This is a genomic window from Pseudomonas sp. R4-15 (assembly GCF_055768815.1).
This window is the reverse complement of the sequence record NZ_CM147293.1, coordinates 1,968,046-1,985,611: the sequence shown is the minus strand read 5'-3', so window position 1 is coordinate 1,985,611 and position 17,566 is coordinate 1,968,046. Positions and strand designations below refer to the sequence as shown.

18 protein-coding genes are annotated in these 17,566 nt (G+C 63.8%); 5 read left to right on the top strand and 13 right to left on the bottom strand.

What is annotated here, in order from left to right; translation table 11 throughout:
- Window positions 1-4: 4 nt before the first annotated feature.
- The 8 genes from ACYRGX_RS09475 to ACYRGX_RS09440 all read right to left on the bottom strand — a co-directional run bounded on the left by ACYRGX_RS09475 (window position 5) and on the right by ACYRGX_RS09440 (window position 7,859).
- Window positions 5-487 (bottom strand): tripartite tricarboxylate transporter TctB family protein, encoded by a 483-nt coding sequence (locus ACYRGX_RS09475; protein ID WP_473056310.1) that lies wholly within the window; start codon window positions 485-487, stop codon window positions 5-7.
- Window positions 484-1,452: a tripartite tricarboxylate transporter substrate binding protein gene (locus ACYRGX_RS09470; protein ID WP_473056309.1), complete on the bottom strand. Its 969-nt coding sequence runs from the start codon at window positions 1,450-1,452 to the stop codon at window positions 484-486. Before ACYRGX_RS09470 ends, ACYRGX_RS09475 begins: the two co-directional genes overlap by 4 nt.
- 508 nt (window positions 1,453-1,960) lie before the next feature.
- Window positions 1,961-2,704: an IclR family transcriptional regulator gene (locus ACYRGX_RS09465; RefSeq protein WP_473056308.1), complete on the bottom strand. Its 744-nt coding sequence runs from the start codon at window positions 2,702-2,704 to the stop codon at window positions 1,961-1,963.
- Between the two features lie 123 nt (window positions 2,705-2,827).
- On the bottom strand, window positions 2,828-3,763 hold the full coding sequence (locus ACYRGX_RS09460) for an SMP-30/gluconolactonase/LRE family protein (protein WP_473056307.1): 936 nt from the start codon (window positions 3,761-3,763) through the stop codon (window positions 2,828-2,830).
- Window positions 3,764-3,766: 3 nt separating this feature from the next.
- A complete protein-coding gene (locus ACYRGX_RS09455) occupies window positions 3,767-5,062 on the bottom strand; it encodes a TRAP transporter large permease (protein WP_473056306.1) in 1,296 nt (431 codons plus the stop codon).
- A complete protein-coding gene (locus ACYRGX_RS09450) occupies window positions 5,062-5,586 on the bottom strand; it encodes a TRAP transporter small permease (protein ID WP_473056305.1) in 525 nt (174 codons plus the stop codon). Before ACYRGX_RS09450 ends, ACYRGX_RS09455 begins: the two co-directional genes overlap by 1 nt.
- Window positions 5,587-5,601: 15 nt before the next feature.
- Window positions 5,602-6,585 (bottom strand): TRAP transporter substrate-binding protein DctP, encoded by a 984-nt coding sequence (gene dctP / locus ACYRGX_RS09445; RefSeq protein ID WP_473056304.1) that lies wholly within the window; start codon window positions 6,583-6,585, stop codon window positions 5,602-5,604.
- Window positions 6,586-6,878: 293 nt separating this feature from the next.
- Complete coding sequence (locus ACYRGX_RS09440) at window positions 6,879-7,859, bottom strand: hydroxyacid dehydrogenase (RefSeq protein WP_473056303.1); 981 nt, start codon at window positions 7,857-7,859, stop codon at window positions 6,879-6,881.
- Between the two features lie 293 nt (window positions 7,860-8,152).
- On the opposite strand from ACYRGX_RS09440, the gene ACYRGX_RS09435 reads away from it, so the two are divergent.
- Together ACYRGX_RS09435 and yejK are read left to right on the top strand one after the other, a co-directional pair.
- Entirely contained in the window at window positions 8,153-8,830 is a 678-nt protein-coding gene (locus tag ACYRGX_RS09435; RefSeq protein ID WP_473056302.1) for an RraA family protein, read from the top strand.
- A 227-nt stretch (window positions 8,831-9,057) separates the two neighbouring features.
- Window positions 9,058-10,065, top strand: coding sequence for a nucleoid-associated protein YejK (gene yejK / locus ACYRGX_RS09430; RefSeq protein WP_473056301.1), 1,008 nt, complete (start codon window positions 9,058-9,060; stop codon window positions 10,063-10,065).
- Between the two features lie 148 nt (window positions 10,066-10,213).
- Here the strand turns inward: yejK and ACYRGX_RS09425 are convergent, their stop codons facing one another.
- From ACYRGX_RS09425 to ACYRGX_RS09415, 3 genes are all read right to left on the bottom strand, one after another.
- Entirely contained in the window at window positions 10,214-11,092 is an 879-nt protein-coding gene (locus ACYRGX_RS09425; RefSeq protein ID WP_473056300.1) for an AraC family transcriptional regulator, read from the bottom strand.
- A gap of 27 nt (window positions 11,093-11,119) precedes the next feature.
- Complete coding sequence (locus ACYRGX_RS09420; RefSeq protein ID WP_473056299.1) at window positions 11,120-11,953, bottom strand: oxidoreductase; 834 nt, start codon at window positions 11,951-11,953, stop codon at window positions 11,120-11,122.
- 95 nt (window positions 11,954-12,048) lie between these two features.
- A complete protein-coding gene (locus ACYRGX_RS09415) occupies window positions 12,049-12,549 on the bottom strand; it encodes a hypothetical protein (protein ID WP_473056298.1) in 501 nt (166 codons plus the stop codon).
- A 121-nt stretch (window positions 12,550-12,670) separates the two neighbouring features.
- Between ACYRGX_RS09415 and ACYRGX_RS09410 the strand changes: the two genes are divergently transcribed.
- From ACYRGX_RS09410 to ACYRGX_RS09400, 3 genes are all read left to right on the top strand, one after another.
- Window positions 12,671-13,567, top strand: a complete 897-nt coding sequence (locus ACYRGX_RS09410) for an AraC family transcriptional regulator (RefSeq protein WP_473056297.1) — start codon at window positions 12,671-12,673, stop codon at window positions 13,565-13,567.
- Window positions 13,568-13,686: 119 nt separating this feature from the next.
- Window positions 13,687-13,971 (top strand): type II toxin-antitoxin system HigB family toxin, encoded by a 285-nt coding sequence (locus ACYRGX_RS09405; protein WP_473056296.1) that lies wholly within the window; start codon window positions 13,687-13,689, stop codon window positions 13,969-13,971.
- Window positions 13,972-13,981: 10 nt separating this feature from the next.
- Window positions 13,982-14,383, top strand: a complete 402-nt coding sequence (locus ACYRGX_RS09400; RefSeq protein WP_473056295.1) for a helix-turn-helix domain-containing protein — start codon at window positions 13,982-13,984, stop codon at window positions 14,381-14,383.
- A 392-nt stretch (window positions 14,384-14,775) separates the two neighbouring features.
- Here ACYRGX_RS09400 and ACYRGX_RS09395 read toward each other — a convergent pair whose 3' ends face one another.
- Window positions 14,776-16,272 carry a CoA-acylating methylmalonate-semialdehyde dehydrogenase gene (locus ACYRGX_RS09395; protein WP_473056294.1) on the bottom strand — a complete coding sequence of 499 codons (1,497 nt, stop codon included), beginning with the start codon at window positions 16,270-16,272 and terminating at the stop codon, window positions 14,776-14,778.
- Between the two features lie 68 nt (window positions 16,273-16,340).
- Window positions 16,341-17,498, bottom strand: a complete 1,158-nt coding sequence (locus ACYRGX_RS09390; RefSeq protein ID WP_473056293.1) for an iron-containing alcohol dehydrogenase — start codon at window positions 17,496-17,498, stop codon at window positions 16,341-16,343.
- Window positions 17,499-17,566 lie beyond the last annotated feature (68 nt).

Sequence of the window (17,566 nt, the reverse complement as noted above, 5' to 3'; positions counted from 1 at the left end):
GCGATCAGGGAAGCGGAATGTTCAGGGCGTAGCGCGCGCCTAGGCTGACCAGCACGGCCACCGCCAACGGCAGCAGCAGTGCGTAGCCCAGGCGTCGTTCGCCGAGCAGGCAGGCCAGCAATACCGCAGCGACGGCGGCGCAGGCGAAGAAGCCGAAGCTGCCCATCGCGGCGACGGCTGCGGCCAGCAGCACGGCCACCAGCAGCACCCTGCCCCAGCCGCTCGCGGACCCCAGGCGCGGCTGCTCGCCGCGTCGTCCGAACCACAGGCGCAAGGCGCAAGTCAGCGCCAGCAGGCCGAGGATCAGACGCGGGAAGAAGCGCGCATCCGGGCCGCTGTCACCGAAGTCGAATACCGTGACCTGGCTGCGCAGAAGCAGTAGGCCGAGCAGCGCGAACGCCAGTAGCAGCGCGCAGCAGAGCGTCTGCAGCCCCAGGCGCGTTGGCTTTTGCGCGGCCGAGGCAGCGCTCGTGGAAGTCGTTTTCATCGTTTCAAGGCCTCCGCCAGGTCGCGATAGACACCCAGGTTGCGGACGATCACCGCCTGCATCTGGTCGCCACTCATCAGGCGCACCGGCTGGTTGAGCTTGTGCATCACCTGGGCGAATTCATCCGAAGCCGCGGCCTGCCAGAAGGCTGAGCGCAGTTTCTCGAGGCGTTCGGGGGGCACGCCACGCGGCGCCATCAGCCCAACGATGGAGGGAAACTCGATGCCGTAGCCGGCACTGGCGAGTGTCGGCACCTTGGGAAAGTCCGGATCGGGACTGTCGTCGAGCACCGCCAGCAGGCGCAGGCGACCGCCGTTGACCATGTCGCGGTAGGCCGGCACCAGGGCGATGTCGATGTGTCGACCGAGCAACGCGGCGGTGGCGCCGGAGGCCCCGTTGAACGGTACGTGCTGCAGGTTGGCGCCGGTCTTGCGCGACAGCGCAGTGAACGCCAGGCGCGCCCCGCTCAGGGCGCCGGCGGTACCGTAGGTCAGGCGCGTGCCACTGGAGGCCGCCTTGAGCAGCTCGTCCAGCGACTGATAGGGACTGTCGGCATTCACCAGCACGCCGTGGTAGGGGCCGGAATAGTTGAGCAGCGCGGTGAAGTCCTGCACCGGGTCGTAGCCCACCGGGCGCAACGCCGGGGTGACGAAGCACGGCGACGAGGTGGTGGCGATCAGCGTGTAGCCATCGGGCTTGGCCGCGGAAACCGCACGCATGGCATTGATGCCGCCGCCGCCGGGGCGATTCTCAATCACCACCGGCTGCCCGAGGATTGGCTCGGCCAGCGCCGCCAGACGGCGCGCAGAGATGTCCGTGGTACCGCCGGCGCCATAGGGCACCACCAGGGTGATCGCTCGGGTTGGGTAGTCGTCAGCCTGCGCCTGCAGGCTGGGCAGCATCAGCAGCGCCGCCAGCAATGGCAGGATGCGACGATGCAGGATTGTCGTGAGTGACAAGCGCATGGGGGGCTCCCCTTTATTTTTGTTGTGGTTTTACGAGTGCCCTGCGGCGCCGGTGCACCTCAGGGCAAGCGGCCGAGCACGTCGCGCTAGCGCGCTGCCCGACAGGACAGAACGATGCCGGGAAAGGACGTCTCAATGCCGGAAAGGACGAAACCTCCCTCGAGCGGTGCACTGGGCCGCAAGGGAAGCTTCAACTGCCTCGCGGCGAACGCCGGAGCAGAGGGCGATAGTGTAGGCACAGGGCCCCCGGAGGCTACGATTCATGGTGCGTACCTTGTTTTTTTAGTTTCACCAGATCGAGCGGGCTGCAGGCCCGATCGCGACTGACCGAAGCCTATCATATAGAAACGCCATTTCAATACATGCGCATAAGAACTTTCCACCCCGCGTTCAGGCTTGATTTAAGAGTAAATAACCCCCTACCCAGCATCCCTCCATCCAAAGGGAACGGATATAAAGAAACATCATTTCATTATTTAGAGAAAATGCTGACGCCCTGCCCGCTCGCTTAGTGAGCGAGCTCGACTGGCAGCTCATCGGACATACCCTGGGCCCAGGCGAAGCGGACCTTGCTACCGAGGCTGCGCGCGAGACTGGAGGCTGCCTTGCAGAAGGCGTCTCGCACCAGGACCGCCCGCTCGGGGGTAAGCCGGCTAGCCGGTCCGGAGATCATCAACGCGCCGACCATCTCATCCCCCGCACCGAAGATCGGCAGCGCCATGGCGGCGGCGTGAGGATCAGTGACGCCACTGGAGTAGAACGGTTCGACCAAAGACCGTGCAGCGTCCAACGAGGTACGCAGCGCCTTGGCGCCGGCGGCGTTGTCCATCGGCCGCATGTCGCCAGGTTGCAGATGCAGGCGCAGGCGGTGCGGGGAGTTCACCCGGTACTGGCACAGGCGATAGGCACCGTGACGCACATAGAGCGAAGCCGTCTCGCCGGTCTCGTCGGTGAGCGCCTGCAACACCGGCATTACGTGTCGCTCCAAATCCAGGGCGTCCTGGTAGACGGCGTTCAGGCGCATGACCTCGCTGGCCAATTGGTAACGGCCGTCGGCCATGCGATTGATCAACCCGAAAGTCTCCAGCGAGACCATCAGGCGCATGATGGTGCTTTTACTCAAGTGGGTACGCTCGGCCAACTCCACCAAGCCTAGGGATATGTCCCCCACCTGGAATGCGGTCAGCACCGTGAGCACCCGGTCGGCAGAGGCAACACCACTCACCGCGGGACGCGGGCGAGCCTTGACCATCGAAATATCCCCCATCGGAAAAAGGTTTCTGGCGAAGTGGGCATTATCGAGGTGTTACGGCGAACGGCGCCAGCCTTTATAGGCAGTTGCGACGACTGCGCGCCGCCGCCCGACCGATCAGTGCTACGCGCCCCATCCCGACGCCATGGGGTTACCTGCCACCGGCAGTTCCGCGCGCAGAATCGAGCCCGAATCGGACTCGGTGATGAACAGGCTGCGGCCGTCCGGGCCACCGAATGCGCAATTGGTGGTCCCTAGCCCTATGGGCGAGCGCACCACTGCAATCGGTACGCCCAACGCATCATGCACCCAGACCAGCCCCATGCCGGTCTGGCACACCACGACGCCGTTGTCGCGGGTGAGCGCCAGGCCGTCGGGACCGGCGCGGCCGCCGGAGAACTGCAGGAACAGCCCGGCCTTCACCACGCGCTGGCTCTGCGACAGCGGCAGACGCCAGACCGCGTTGGCGCGGGTCACTGCGACGTAGAGGGTATGGCCGCTGGTATCGAGGACCAGGCCGTTGGGGCTGGGCACCTTGTCGATCAGGCAGTCCAGGCGGCCACTGTCCGGATACCAGCGGTAGACGCGTCCCGTCGGGTCCTGCAGGCCGGTCTGCCCCTGGTCGGTGAAGTACAACGCACCGTCGGGACCAAAGTGCAGGTCATTGCAGCCCTTGAAGCCCTCGGTGTCGGCATCGCCAAGGGCAGTCTCGACCTTACCGCTGGCCGGATCGAGGGTCATGATGCCGTTGCGGAAGTCGGCGATGAAGATGCGCCCCTGGGCATCGATCTTCAGGCCGTTGGGCTGGCCGTCATACTCGGCCATCAGCGCCACGTCTCCCTCGGGGGAGGCGCGAAAGATGCGCCCGAAGGGGATGTCGACGAACCACAGATTACCCTGCAGATCGAACGACGGACCCTCGATGAAGCTATCGACCGGCGAGCCGCGACGGTTCTTGTCGGCCCAGTAGGACTTCGCACCGGGGCGCCGCAGCGCGGTCGGCAGTCGGGTGAAGACTTCCGCCTCGATCAGAACCGGGTCGGGATGGGGAAATGCCATGGATCAACCTCCAGCAGTCAGGTTGGGCAGCCAGAGCGCAATGTCCGGGAAGCCGATGAGCAGGATCAGGAAGGCCAGGATGATGCCGAAGAACGGCAGCACGCCCATCACCACGTCCTCGACCCTGGTCTCTTTATCCGAGCCGGCGACCACGAAGAGGATGACGCCCAGCGGCGGGGTCAGTTGCCCCAGCTCCACCAGCACCACCACGAAGATGCCGAACCACACCGGATCCACGCCCATCGCCATCAGTGTCGGGAAGATCACCGGGACGATGATCGCGATCATCCCCAGACCTTCCATGAAGCAACCGAGGATGGCGAACACCACCATCAGAATCAGCAGTAGGCCGATCTTCGACAGTCCGGCATGCGCGACCCAGTCGACCATCTGCTCACCCACGCCGGAGAGCGCGGTGGCGTAGGCGAAAAGCATCGAGATGAACACGATGAACAGCACATTGCCACTCATCAGCAGGGTGCGCGACATCGCCGAGCGCAGCATCGCCAGGTTGAGTTTGCGGTACAGCGCGGCGATCAGCATCGCTCCGACCACACCCAGCGCCCCGGCCTCGGTGGGCGTGGCGATGCCAGCATAGATACTGCCGAGGATCATCACGATCAGCAGCCCGAAGGGGAACACGTCGGCAACGGCCTGCAGGTAGTCGCTCAGCGAACGCTTCTGCGTATCACGCGGCACCAGGTCTCTGTTCAGCAGCGCGCGGGCGATGATGAACAGGCTGTAACAGGCGCCCAGCAGGATGCCCGGTACGAGCCCGGCGGCGAACAGCTTGGCGATGGAGGTCTCGGTGAAGGTGGCGTAGATGATCATGGTGATCGACGGCGGGATGAGAATCCCCAGGGTGCCGCCGGCCGCCAGCGAGCCGGCCACCAGGCGCCGGTTGTAACCGCGCGCGGAAAGCGCCGGCAGCGCCACGGTGGACATCGCCGCGGCGGTCGGCGCACTGCCGCCGGCCACGGCAGCGAACACCCCGCTACCGACGATATTGGTATGCAGTAGTCCGCCCGGCAGGCGCTTCACGAAAGGCGCGATGCCGTTGTACAGACGTCCGCTCAAGCCGCTGGCGAGGAGAATTTCCGCCATGAAGATGAACAGCGGTATGGCCGCCAGGGTGAAGCTGTTGGCCGACCCCCAGCTGACCAGGCCCAGGGCCTTCCAGCCGGCGACCCCCTTCATCAGCCAAAGGTAGGCCAGGGCCGCGGCGCCGACCGCGAACTGCACCCAAAGACCGCCGATGATCAGCAGCAACAGCAGGATAAAAGCGATGGCAGCCTCCATCAGTCGGCCTCCTGTTTACGCAGCGTGACGATCATGTGCTCGACGATGAAGATGGCGATCATCAGCAGCCCCAGTGGCATCAGCAACTGCGGTATCCACAGCGGCGTCATCAGCGTGGTTGGGGCAACGTTGCCGCGCTCGAAAGAGCTCATCACCAACTTGGCGGTCTGCCAGATCAGTACACCGCAGACGCCCAGGGAGACGAGCAGATAGAACAGGTTAAGCACTCGCTGCAGCGCTGCCGGCAGCGCATGCAGCAGGAAGCCGACCTGGAAAAGGCTGTTGTGGCGCAAGCCGAGGCTGGCGCCAAACAGGGTAAGGCCGACGACAAGGTAGCCCGCCAGTTCTTCCACGACCTTCAATGAATAATTGAAGAAGAAGCGGGACACGATTTCCGAACATACCAGCAGCACCAGCAGCGCCAGCGCCAGGCCGGTGACGAAGCGGACCAACGCCGCCACGCCGTCGAAAACACGGCCGCCCGATAACGGCTGGCCGCTATTGTGCAGATCAACTTCGCTCATCGTCGGCTCCGGATCTTACTTGCCGATTGCCTTGAGCACTTCGGCAAGGACCTTCTCATGGTCCGCACCGGCGCTCTTGGCCCATTCGCGCCAGAATGGCGCGAGTTTCTTCTGAGCCTCTTCGATCGCGGCGGCGTCGGCCTCGACGATCTTCATGCCGGCCTTGGCCTGACTCTGCTTCTGCACCTGCTCGTCTTCCATGAAGCCCTGATCGATCTTCACCGTCTCGTCCGCGACGATGGCGTCGAGCTTCTGCCGGGTGGCGTCGGAGAGATCTTCGTAGGAATCCTGGTTGGCGATCAGAGCGCTGTAGGCGTAGTTCACCGGCAAGCGGTAGTTGTACGGCAGGAACTCATGCCAGTTCTTCGCACCGCCGGCGCTGGCGGTCAGTACGCCGTCGATCACGCCGCGCTCCAGCGCGGTCGGCACTTCCGAGCCGGACAGGGTGATCGCCGAACCACCGAAGGCCTCGACGAACGCGCCCTGCTCGGGCGAGGTGACGCGGATCTTGTGCCCCGCGATATCGCCCAGGCCCTTGATGTCGAAGCGGGTGAACAGGGTCTGCTGCGGGTAGCGGTAACTGCCCAGGTAGGTCACGCCCTGCTTGGCGAAGCCGTCCTTGAGGTAGGGCTCCATCACCGCGTAGGCCTTGTTCCACTCGTCTTCGTTGTTGATCAGCAGCGGCAGGTTGAGGATGCGCGCGATCGGCACGTTGCCGGAGAAGAACAGGTCGGCGGCGAAGTCGACGATGCCGTCGCCGGTAGCCTGGGTGATGTCGGTGGACGAGATCTGCAGGGTCTTGCCCAAGTGCAGGGTGATCGAGAGGTCACCGTCGGTTTCCTTCTCGATGCGCTGGGAAATCCGCTCCATCCCCTGCACTGCAGCAGTGGTGGAAACGGCGGAGTAGGTGTAGCCGGTCCAGTCGGCGGCCTGAGCCACGCCGGTGGTGCTGCCGATAAGCAGCAGGCTGGAAAGCAGGCAATGCTTGGCGAATCCCATGATCATTTCCTCGTGACAACGTCTGTGTTGCTTGGCGCTTCGCGCAGTCGTCAGGTCGGCGACGCCACAGGCGCGCGCTTCCCGAAACGGCCACGAAAAGCCGTCTTGTTGTAATCGAACGGGCGTCAGCAGCCGGCGGCGTGGGGGGACCGCAGAGCGTGCAAGGAAGCGGGCAGCAGGTACGCGTCAGACAGGTGCCGGGACGCGACGGGGCTGGGTGATCGGATCATGCGTTTTTACCCTTGTTGTTATTGTGGGTGGATGGGCGCCCTGATACGGCGCCCGGCGTTGAATCAACTATCGGCGAGCAGATGGCGGTTGACCACGCAGCGCGGCTCCAGCGCCTCGCCGGCCCACTGGCCGACGATCTGCTGGACCGCCAGCAGGCCCACGCGGTCCTGGGATTCCTGGGTGTTGGCGCCTACGTGGGGGGTCGCCACCAGGTTGCCCAGCGACCACAGCTCGCTGTCCGCGGCTGGCGGCTCCTGCTCGAAGGTGTCCAGCCCGGCACCACCGATCTCGCCGGTGCGCAGGGCGGCGACCAGTGCCACGCTGTCGATCAGCTCGCCACGCGCGGTATTCACCAGGATGCTCTTGGGCTTCATCCGCTTGAGCTGCTCGGCACCGATCAGATGACGGTTCTCCGCGGTCAGCGGGCAATGCAGGCTGATCACATCACACTCCTCGAGCAGACGGTCGAAGTCCGTCTCGCGGCTGACGTTGGCGCGCTCGGGGAGACTCTTCAGATAGGGGTCGTAGATGCGCACGTTCATCTTCAGCGGCCCGACCAAGTCCATCAGGATGCCGCCGATCGAACCCAGACCGACCAGACCCAGAGTCTTGCCGGAGAGCTCCATGCCCTTGGCGGTAGCTTTGTCCCAATGCCCGCCACGCATGCGACCGTCCAACCAGGCCACCTGACGAGCCACGGCGAACATCAACGCGAAGGCGTGCTCGGCCACCGACTGGGCGTTGGCGCCCAGGGCGATGGTCACCGGAATGCCTCGCTCGGCCGCCGCCTGAATGTCGATGGTGTCGTAGCCCACGCCGTGCTTGGCGATGATCTGCAGATCGCTTGCCGCCTCGATCAGCTCACGGCCGAACTTGCCCTGGCGAACGATGGCTGCACCGGGCTTTTCGCTGGCGATGATATCGAGGAGTTCTTCGAGTGGCGCGTACGGCCGGGTGGGAATCACCTTCACCCCTTGCTGCTCCGCAAAGGCCATGGCGGAGGGCGACAGCGCAGGCCCTGTGACCAGGATGCTTCGATTCATGGTGCGTACCTTGTTCTTTTTAGTTTCACCGCCGGGCAGGGGGAGCCCGGTCACGAATGAACCAAGACTAGCATATCGAAACGACATTTCAATATACTCATCAAAAAGCGCCACTCTTCTCGGCACACCCTGCCCGCACCCTGGACACCTGCAAAACAGCAAACTTGCGCGAGAAAAGCCACATTAGCTTGGCACCCCTGCCATCGAGGCGGTTGTGCGCAGACTCGCCCAATGCTATTTATGAAATGGCATTTCATTTAACCAACAAGAAAAGTCGATACGAGGTATCAATCATGTCCATCGGATTCAGGGTTCTGTCTGCCGCGCGCAAGGTGAGCGCAGAGTGGGTCGAGCGCTACCGCTCCGTTCCCGTCGCTTGCGTCAGCGACTCGATGAACCGGATGACCGCGGCCGGCTCGCGCCTGCGCCCGATGCATGCAGGGGGTGTCCTCGCTGGCCCGGCGCTGACGGTCAAGGCCCGCCCGGGTGACAACCTGATGCTGCATTACGCGCTGGATATCGCCGAGCCCGGCGACGTGGTGGTTGTGGACGCCGGTGGCGATCTGAGCAACGCGCTGATCGGCGAAATGATGGTGGCCTATGCGGCCAAACGTGGCGTGGCCGGCATCGTCATCAATGGCGCCATCCGCGATGCCGCCGCGATCCGCGCTGGCGACTTCCCGATGTTCGCCGCCGGCATCACTCATCGCGGCCCCTATAAAGATGGCCCGGGAGAGGTCAATGTACCGATCGCCATCGACGGCATGGTCATCGAGCCGGGCGACCTGGTTATCGGCGACGACGACGGCCTGCTCTGCGTGCCCTACGACGAAGTCGCCGGCGTTTTCGAGCGCGCCGACGCCAAGAACCGCGCGGAAATTGCCCAACTCGAGCGCATCGCGGCCGGCGAGAACGACCGTAGCTGGGTCATCGCCTCACTGCGCCAGAAAGGCTGCCAGTTGCCCGAATGATCCCTGCGTCAGCCAGCCCCTCGTCCAGAGGGGCTGGTTCTTCACGCTGTGGTCAGCAGTCCTGGGTGCGCCACCCAATCCCGCTCTGCGAGTCCCTGACGCCGCCAGGCCCGGACGGTACACGCAGACCGGGGTGGCGCAGCCATTGCTGCCGTGTTCACCGGCCCTGCCGCGACGGCCAGCGCCTCGGGTAGACTAGGGCGTTTTCCCGCCCGCAGGATTCCCGCATGCCGATCCGTCACTGCACCGTCCACCTCATCGACAAGAAGCCGGACGGCAGCCCCTCGACGCTGCACGCGCGCGACGCCGAGCTGCCCGTCTCCGGCGCCATGGAGGACCTGCTGGCGGACCTGGCCGACAGCTACAACGCCAAGCAGGGCAAGGCCTGGGGCTTCTTCCACGAGGAATCCGGCGCCTATCCGTTCAGCGGCTGGCTCAAGCAATACATGGACGACGAGCAGGACTTCACCGCCTTCAGCCGGCAGGCCGTGGAGCATCTGCAAAAGCTGATGGAGGAATCCAACCTCTCCACCGGCGGCCACGTCCTCTTCGCCCACTACCAGCAGGGCATGACCGACTACCTGGCCATCGCCCTGCTGCACCACAGCGAAGGCGTGGCGGTGACCGAACAGCTGGATGTCGCCCCGGCGCGCCACCTGGACCTGGCGCAACTGCACCTGGCTGCACGCATCAACCTCTCCGAATGGCAGAACAACCGCCAGTCGAAGCAGTACATCTCGTTCATCAAGGGCCGCAACGGCAAGAAGGTCTCGGACTACTTCCGCGACTTCATCGGTTGCCAGGAAGGCATCGACCCGCCGAGCGAGACGCGCACCCTGCTCAAAGCCTTCAGCGACTTCGTCGAAAGCGAAGACCTGGCCGAGGAGCAGGCCCGCGAGAAAACCGAAGCGCTGGTCGACTACGCCAACACCCAGGCGCGCCTGGGCGAGTCGATAACCCTGGAGGAGCTCTCCGGGCTGATCGACGAGGACCGTCCCAAGGCCTTCTACGACCACATCCGCAACAGCGACTACGGCCTCTCCCCGGAGATCCCGCCGGACAAGCGCACCCTCAACCAATTCCGCCGCTTCACCGGCCGCGCCGAGGGCCTGTCGATCAGCTTCGAGGCGCACCTGCTCGGCTCGCGCGTGGACTACGACGAAGAGCGTGACGTGCTCACCATCCGCCAACTCCCGACGCAGTTGAAGGACCAGCTCAAGCGCCGCAAGGACTGAGCGCCCGGCAGGCGCTCAGCGCCAGGATGGAGAAACGTGGGGGATGGCCTCTGGCCGCAGGAGCCCCGACCGACGGAGCCTCCGGGCTCAAAGAGCCTGGCCTTTAACGGCGTGAGTGATCGCAGCCCTGGCGGGGTTTTCGGCGGCGTCAGTGCGAGGAAACGAAGGGCGACGGCGACTGCGGGGCGGGCAACGCGTAGGCCGCCTTCATCCAGGCGACCTCCGCCAATGGCGTGCGCCCGAACAGGCGCTTGAAGTCCCGACTGAATTGCGAGGCGCTCTCGTAACCCACCAGAAACGCGGACTTGGCCGCCGTGAGGTCGTTACGCAGCATCAGCAGCCGCGCCTGGTGCAGCCGTGTGGACTTGAGGTACTGCATCGGCGAGGAGTCGGTCACCTTGCGAAAATGCAGGTGAAAGTTGGGCACGCTCATCTGCGCTTCCTGGGCCAGGGCCTCGACATCCAGGCGCTCGTGGTAGCAGCTGTGGATCTTTTGGATGGCCCGCGTCACCTTGCCGAACTGGCCCTGCTGGGCGATAGCCGCACGCAGGGTGCCGCCCTGCTCTCCCGTGAGGATGCGGTAGTAGAGTTCGCGCAACATCGCCGGGCCGAGAACGCGGGCGTCGTTGTCATCGGCCATCACCTGCAGAAAGCGCAGGGTCGACTGACGCAGCGGCTCGTCCATGGGCGAGGCATACATGCCCATCGGCCTCGCCATGGTGATGCCGCGCAGCGCGTCCACCTGCGGGATGAGCTGTGCGGCCAAGGCGAAGTCCAGCCGCAGGTAGACCGCCAGGTAATGCTGGGCGTCGTAGACGTAGACCTGCTCACCGAGATAACCGCGCTTGCGCCCCTGGCAGAGGATCACGATGCCCGGCTCATAGAGCACCGGCGTGCGCGTCAGCGGACGGTTGGAACGCAGAAAGCGCACGTCGTCCAGCGGACTCAGGTTGTAACCTTCCAGCGGCGCCAGTTGGCTCATCAACCGCACCATGTGCGCAGCGCTCGGGTCCTCGGCTTCACCCATCGTTTACCCCGCCCTCCGCGTCGATGCTCAGCCGTCGGTGGAACAGCTAAGCGCCTGCCATTGCTCAATACTCTCCGCCGTCCGCTGCAGCTTGTCACGCACCAGGGCCAACGCGTCGCTGCCCAGCAGCAGATGGGCCGGCGGGTTGGGGCTGTCGATGAGGGTCAGCATGGCGCGGGCGGCCTTGCGCGGATCGCCCAGCTGGTGACCACTTTTCTCCTCGCGGGCCTTGCGCACCGGATCGAAGCTGGCGTCGTAGTCGCTGATGCTGCGCGGCGTACGCCGCATGGAGCGCCCGGCCCAATCAGTGCGAAACGAGCCGGGCGCCACCGCGGTCACGAAGATACCGAAGGGCGCCAGCTCCTTGCTCAGGGTGTCGGAGATGCCTTCCAGGGCGAACTTGCTGCCGCAGTAGTAGGCGATCCCCGGCATCGTGATGTGCCCGCCCATCGAGGTGATGTTGAGGATGTGCCCCGCCCGCCGCTGGCGAAAATACGGCACGAAGGCCTTGGTAACCGCCACCGCGCCGAACACGTTGACGTCGAACTGCTGGCGCATCTCCGCCAGCGAAGACTCCTCGAACACACCTTCGTGGCCGTAGCCGGCATTGTTCACCAGCACGTCCACCGGCCCTTGCTCCGCCTCCACCCGGGCGACCACCGCGTCGATGGCGTCGAAATCGGTCACATCGAGCAGTACCGCATGAGCCCGCTCGGGCGACAGCGCCTCGAAGCTGGCGCGGGCCGCTTCGCTGCGGACGGTGCCGATCACCCGGTGCCCCTGGGCGATCGCTTCCTGGGCCAGCGCCTGGCCGAAGCCGCTGCTGACGCCGGTGATGAACAGGGTCTTGGTCGCACTCATGGCATGCACTCCTGAAGGGATGAAGGTGCGACCATGCTAGGGCGGGAGGCACCGATGCACGATGCCGGATCGAATCCCGATATTGCCCAATCCTATCAACTCACCTGAGCCGCACTTCGCAGCAAGGCCTGCCTGCGCATGTAGAGCACCTGCGCCGCGACACCCACGATGAGAGCCCCCAGCAAACCGACCTGGGCACCGACCAGCAGCGGCGAATGCAGGTCCGTGACGAAGGGATGGCCATCCGGCACACGGCGCAGCACTTCCGTAACCGTGGGCAGCATCAGCAGGAACGCCGTCATGCTGAGCAGAACGGTTTCCAGGTAGATCCGCGCACGCCCCAGCGCCCGCAGGCGCCCCACGCCATAGCCCGCCAGCAACAACACCAGGGTGACCAGGCCCATCGCATAGCTCACCGGCTGCCTGGCGATCAGGAACACCGAGCCCGCACCCACCAGCATGAAGAGCAGGTAAGCCAGCCCCGGCCTGGAGCGGGGAACGATGCGACCATGGCGCACGAACATGTAGGCGGCCAGCGGGATGGCCGGCAGGCTGCCCAGCGTATGTACCCAGCCAAGGGCAGAGATTCCGAACATTGAGCACCTCCTTCTGATTGGATGATCGGCATAGTCCAGCCAACGTCGAAACGCTTCTGGCGACAGCCAGCAGCGGGCTATGCTTTCTGCTCTACGGTAGTCAAAGCGCGGCTCGCCCAACATGACCGATTCACCGGAACACTTGACCATTCTTCCGGAAATGCAGCTGGAAGGCCTCGCCAGCGGCGACCTGCTCTCCCAGGTGCTCGCACACATGCGCCTGACCGGCGACCGCGTCTACTCCGCCGCCCTCGAGCCCGGCGAAGCGCTGGCGCTGGACGGCAACAGCGCCCACGTCTGCGTGGTGCAGAGCGGCCAATTGCGAATCCAGCGTGACGATCAGCCCGCCACACTGATGGAGCCTGGCGATCTGTTCCTGCTGCCGCACACCCTGGAAAAACTCCGGCTCAGCGCCGGCGATGCGCCCACCACACTCGCCATCTGCCGCTTCTGGTTCGACGCGGGCAGCTTCCGCGCCATGCTCTTCGCCCTGCCCTGGCTGATTCAAATCAAACACGCCGACGCCGCCGCCTGGTCCGAAGGCCTGCTGCATTTCATGCTGCTGGAAGTCCACGACGTGCAGCCGGGCGGCGCCCTGATGGTGTCGCGCCTGATCGACCTCACCGTGATCCGCGTACTGCGCACCTGGGTCCAGCAAGGCGCCGCGTCGGGCTGGCTCGGCGGCCTGTCCGACGCCCGCATCGCCCGCGTCCTCAAGGCCATTCACGAACAGCCCAGGCAACAGTGGCGCATCGAAGCGCTAGCGAAACTGGCCGGCATGTCGCGCTCCAGCTTCTGCGAACGCTTCAGCGCCCTGGTCGGCCGAGCGCCCCTGCGCTACCAGAACGAATGGCGACTGACACTGGCCAAGACCATGCTGGGCACCCACGCCAACCGCGTCGGCGACGTCGGCTTCGCCGTGGGCTACGAGTCCGAGGCCGCCTTCAGCCGTGCATACAAGGCGTTTTTTGGGCGATCACCGAGGGAGGATCATGGGGGACGCGGTGAGGAGCGGTGAGTGGGCTATCAGAAAACAAATGAGCCTTCTTAGTGATCGGCTCGCTCGACGAATAGCGGATTGCTATAAAAGCCGAATCGTCCTAGCATGCCTATCGCAAAATGCGATATGGACATGGCATGCACATCATCACGCAAAAGCGCATCTGGATTGCCAAGACCCGCTGGCCACACGCCGCCAACGCGCTTGATGCCTGGTATCGACTGCTAAGTAAGCAAGAGCCCAAAGATTTTGCGGAAATGAAGCGATGCTTTCCCAGCGTCGACAAGGTGGGCAACAAGCATGTCTTCGACATCGGCGGCAACAAGCTCCGCCTGATCGCCGTCATCGACTATCGCTTCAAGAAGGTTTTCATTCGTGCCCTACTCGATCATGCCGAGTACGACCGTGATCAGTGGAGGTAGAGAGGTGCCCATGAACGCACGGCTGAAACAGGCTACCGAGCACTGGCAATACGTTGCCCCACTGCTCACGCCCCCACGAGACGACGCGGACTACGACACCCTGGTCGAGGCGCTCGATGAACTACTCGACGAAGTCAACGGCCAGGAGGACCACCCCCTGATGCTACTCGCATCGCAGATGGGCGAACTGATCGCAGCGTATGACCAGGTGCACCACCCCATCCTCCAGGGACCGGGCCATGAAGTATTGCGCCTGCTGATGACCGAACACGGTCTCAATCAAGCCGACCTACCCGAAGTGGGCGCCCAATCGGTGGTATCGGAAATCCTCAGCGGCAAACGCCAACTCAACGTCCGACAAATCCGAGCACTCGCCCAGCGGTTCGGGGTTTCGGGTGAGGTTTTTCTCTGAAGGATTTCGGAAAGATCGTCGGGCTCGACATTGCCGGGGTAAAGGGGCAATAAGTCCGATAAATATATCTGTCCGATTTTTCTTCCGGGCAGCTATCGGCCGATTCTGTTGAAAAAGTCCTGCCGCGATTTTTGCTCACGAAAGAGCGTGGTCGACGTTGAAATCTGGTTCGCTCAGAAGGCGGGGGCTGTCTTGGTTTTAACGTAGCAACACCAAAACTGAGTGTATTTTGAGCCCCCGGAAAGCAGGTCTCTCCGAGGTCGACTTTTTCAACAGAATCGGCCAACAGCGGGCTGTTTCTCAGCGGTTAAAGACTTTAATTCGTAGCTCATCCAGAACTGCCCCGCTGACATCAAGAGGTGCAGCTCTGGTGGCGTATTAAGCGAACGCTGTTACTTCATCGTTGGCATGGAGAAGGAGGCGTTCTCACGCACCCCTGCCGACGGCCAGCGCTGGGTCACAGTCTTGCGCTTGGTGTAGAAGCGAACGGCATCCGGGCCGTAGGCGTGCAGGTCACCGAACAGCGAACGCTTCCAGCCGCCGAAGCTGTGATAGGCCACCGGCACCGGCAGCGGTATGTTGATGCCGACCATGCCGACCTTGATGTTGTCGGAGAAGTAACGAGCCGCTTCGCCATCACGGGTGAAGATGCAGGTACCGTTTCCGTATTCGTGAGCATCGATCAGGTCCATCGCGGCCTGCATGCTGTCGACCCGCACCACCTGCAGCACCGGACCAAAGATCTCTTCCTTGTAGCTGAGCATCTCCGGGCTCACTCGGTCGATCAGCGTACCGCCAACGAAGAAGCCGTTTTCGTAGCCCGCGACCTGCGGCTTACGACCGTCGACCACGATGGTCGCACCCTGCTCTTCGGCACTGTTGATGTAGCCAACGACCTTCTGTTGATGGGCCTTGGTAATCACCGGGCCGAAATCGTTGCTCTTGTCCGAGTAGGCACCGACTTTCAGCGACTGCATGGCGGCCTGCATCTTCTCGATCAGTGCGTCAGCTGCGGCATCGCCCACTGCAACGGCAACGGACAGCGCCATGCAGCGCTCGCCGGAGGAGCCGAAGGCCGCGCCCAGAAGCTGATTGACGGCGTTGTCCATGTCCGCATCGGGCATCACGATGGCGTGGTTCTTGGCGCCACCCAGTGCCTGGCAGCGCTTGCCGTTGGCATTGGCGGTCTTGTAGATGTACTCGGCGATCGGCGTCGAGCCGACGAAGCTGACAGCCTGGATGCGCTCGTCGCGCAGCAGCACGTCGACCGCTTCCTTGTCGCCGTTGACCACGTTCATCACACCCTTGGGCAGCCCGGCTTCGTGCAGCAGTTGTGCAATGAACAGGGTGGAGCTGGGGTCACGCTCGGATGGTTTGAGGATGAAGCAGTTACCGCAGACGATGGCCATCGGGAACATCCACAGCGGTACCATCGCCGGGAAGTTGAACGGGGTGATCCCGGCCACAACGCCCAGCGGCTGGAACTCGCTCCAGGAGTCGATGTTCGGGCCGACGTTCTTGCTGTGCTCGCCCTTGAGCAGCTCGGGAGCACCGCAGGCGTATTCGACGTTCTCGATGCCGCGCTGCAGTTCACCCAGCGCGTCGTGGGCAATCTTGCCGTGTTCTTCGCCGATCATCTGAGCAATGCGCTCGGCGTTCTGCTCCAGCAGTTCCTTGAAGCGGAACATGACCCGTGCGCGCTTGATCGGTGGCGTGTTGCGCCACTCGGGGAAGGCGGCTTCGGCGGCAGCGATGGCCTGCTCGACGGTCGCGACCGAAGCCAGTGCCACTTGCTTGCTGACTTCACCGGTGGAGGGGTTGTACACGTCCTGCAGGCGAGCAGCGTCGCTGACGATCTGACCGTTGATGAGGTGTCCTACTGTGTTCATGGGTGACTCCTGAAAAATTAGGTGGCAGGGCACAAAACCCCTGCCTGCTCGTTAAGAAAAATTGAGGGTTACCAAAGGCTGCTGTAGAGCTCGACCATTTGCTCAACCGTCGGCACACGCGGGTTGTTGCCCGGCGAGCCGGAGGCGAGCGCCTGTTGCGCCATGGTCGGCATCAGCTCGAAGAAACGTTCGCGGTCGATGCCGAACTGTGCCGGTGTCGGCACCTGCAGCTCGTCATTGAGCGCCTGCAGTTCGGTGAGCAGCTTGGCGTTGGCCTGCTCGGTGCTGTCCTGTTCGCTGGCGATCCCCATGGCCCGTGCGCAGTCGGCGTAGCGCTCGGCAGCGGCGGGGATGGAGAAAGCCGTCACGCAGGGCAGCAGCATGGCGTTGGACAGACCATGAGGCACATGGAAGAAGGCCCCGATCGGACGGCTCATGCCATGCACCAGTGCCACCGAGGCACTGGAGAAGGCGACGCCAGCGAGCGTCGAGCCCAGCATCATGGCTTCGCGAGCCGCTTGGTCTGAACCGTCGTGGTAGACCCGGCGCAGATTCGGGCCGATCAGACGCATGGCGGCCAGGGCCTGGCTATCGCTATAGAGGTTGGCCTTCTGGCTGACATACGCCTCGATGGCATGAGTCAGGGCATCGAGACCGGTGTCGGCCGTCACACGCGCCGGTAGACTGAGGGTCAGGCTGTAGTCGACCAGGGCCGCGACGGGCATGAAGCCGATGCCGACGCAGAGCATTTTCTCGTCGTTCTGCTCGTCGGTGATGATGGTGAAGCGGGTCACCTCCGAGCCGGTTCCGGCGGTGGTCGGCACCGCGATGATCGGCAGGCCGGTCTCGCTGACGTTGCGCGGGAACTTGTAGTCGCGCATTTGCCCACCCAACTTGGCCAGGATGCCAATGGCCTTGGCACTGTCGATTGGGCTGCCACCGCCCAGGGCGATGATGCTGTCGTAATCGCCAGCGCGTGCCATGTCCACGCCAGCCTGAATCGAGGCGACCGTGGGTTCGGGAACGGTGTCAGCGAAGATGTCCGCCTTGAGCCCGCTGGCGGCCAGCGTTTCCTGGATACGCGTTGCGTAGCCGAGTTGAACCATCATCTTGTCGGTAATCAGCAGCGGGCGTGAACAGCCAAGACTGCTCAGCACGTTCGGGATGGCCTCGCTGGCACCGGCACCTAGCTGCATGATGCGGGGCAGTATCACTTGATTGGTCATGTGCACTCCACGTTGGGTGGGCATGAGAGAACCTCGTGGAAGCCGCGAGGCCATCCCATGCGTTGTCG

Bases quoted from the DNA above. Each gene is read 5' to 3' on its own strand.
- ACYRGX_RS09470 (WP_473056309.1), bottom strand. From the start codon at position 1,452: ATGCGCTTGTCACTCACGACAATCCTGCATCGTCGCATCCTGCCATTG.
- ACYRGX_RS09390 (WP_473056293.1), bottom strand. From the start codon at position 17,498: ATGACCAATCAAGTGATACTGCCCCGCATCATGCAGCTAGGTGCCGGT.
- dctP (WP_473056304.1), bottom strand. From the start codon at position 6,585: ATGGGATTCGCCAAGCATTGCCTGCTTTCCAGCCTGCTGCTTATCGGC.
- ACYRGX_RS09410 (WP_473056297.1), top strand. From the start codon at position 12,671: ATGACCGATTCACCGGAACACTTGACCATTCTTCCGGAAATGCAGCTG.
- ACYRGX_RS09435 (WP_473056302.1), top strand. From the start codon at position 8,153: ATGTCCATCGGATTCAGGGTTCTGTCTGCCGCGCGCAAGGTGAGCGCA.
- ACYRGX_RS09460 (WP_473056307.1), bottom strand. From the start codon at position 3,763: ATGGCATTTCCCCATCCCGACCCGGTTCTGATCGAGGCGGAAGTCTTC.
- ACYRGX_RS09475 (WP_473056310.1), bottom strand. From the start codon at position 487: ATGAAAACGACTTCCACGAGCGCTGCCTCGGCCGCGCAAAAGCCAACG.
- ACYRGX_RS09440 (WP_473056303.1), bottom strand. From the start codon at position 7,859: ATGAATCGAAGCATCCTGGTCACAGGGCCTGCGCTGTCGCCCTCCGCC.
- ACYRGX_RS09420 (WP_473056299.1), bottom strand. From the start codon at position 11,953: ATGAGTGCGACCAAGACCCTGTTCATCACCGGCGTCAGCAGCGGCTTC.
- yejK (WP_473056301.1), top strand. From the start codon at position 9,058: ATGCCGATCCGTCACTGCACCGTCCACCTCATCGACAAGAAGCCGGAC.
- ACYRGX_RS09425 (WP_473056300.1), bottom strand. From the start codon at position 11,092: ATGGGTGAAGCCGAGGACCCGAGCGCTGCGCACATGGTGCGGTTGATG.
- ACYRGX_RS09450 (WP_473056305.1), bottom strand. From the start codon at position 5,586: ATGAGCGAAGTTGATCTGCACAATAGCGGCCAGCCGTTATCGGGCGGC.
- ACYRGX_RS09455 (WP_473056306.1), bottom strand. From the start codon at position 5,062: ATGGAGGCTGCCATCGCTTTTATCCTGCTGTTGCTGCTGATCATCGGC.
- ACYRGX_RS09405 (WP_473056296.1), top strand. From the start codon at position 13,687: ATGCACATCATCACGCAAAAGCGCATCTGGATTGCCAAGACCCGCTGG.
- ACYRGX_RS09395 (WP_473056294.1), bottom strand. From the start codon at position 16,272: ATGAACACAGTAGGACACCTCATCAACGGTCAGATCGTCAGCGACGCT.
- ACYRGX_RS09400 (WP_473056295.1), top strand. From the start codon at position 13,982: ATGAACGCACGGCTGAAACAGGCTACCGAGCACTGGCAATACGTTGCC.
- ACYRGX_RS09465 (WP_473056308.1), bottom strand. From the start codon at position 2,704: ATGGTCAAGGCTCGCCCGCGTCCCGCGGTGAGTGGTGTTGCCTCTGCC.
- ACYRGX_RS09415 (WP_473056298.1), bottom strand. From the start codon at position 12,549: ATGTTCGGAATCTCTGCCCTTGGCTGGGTACATACGCTGGGCAGCCTG.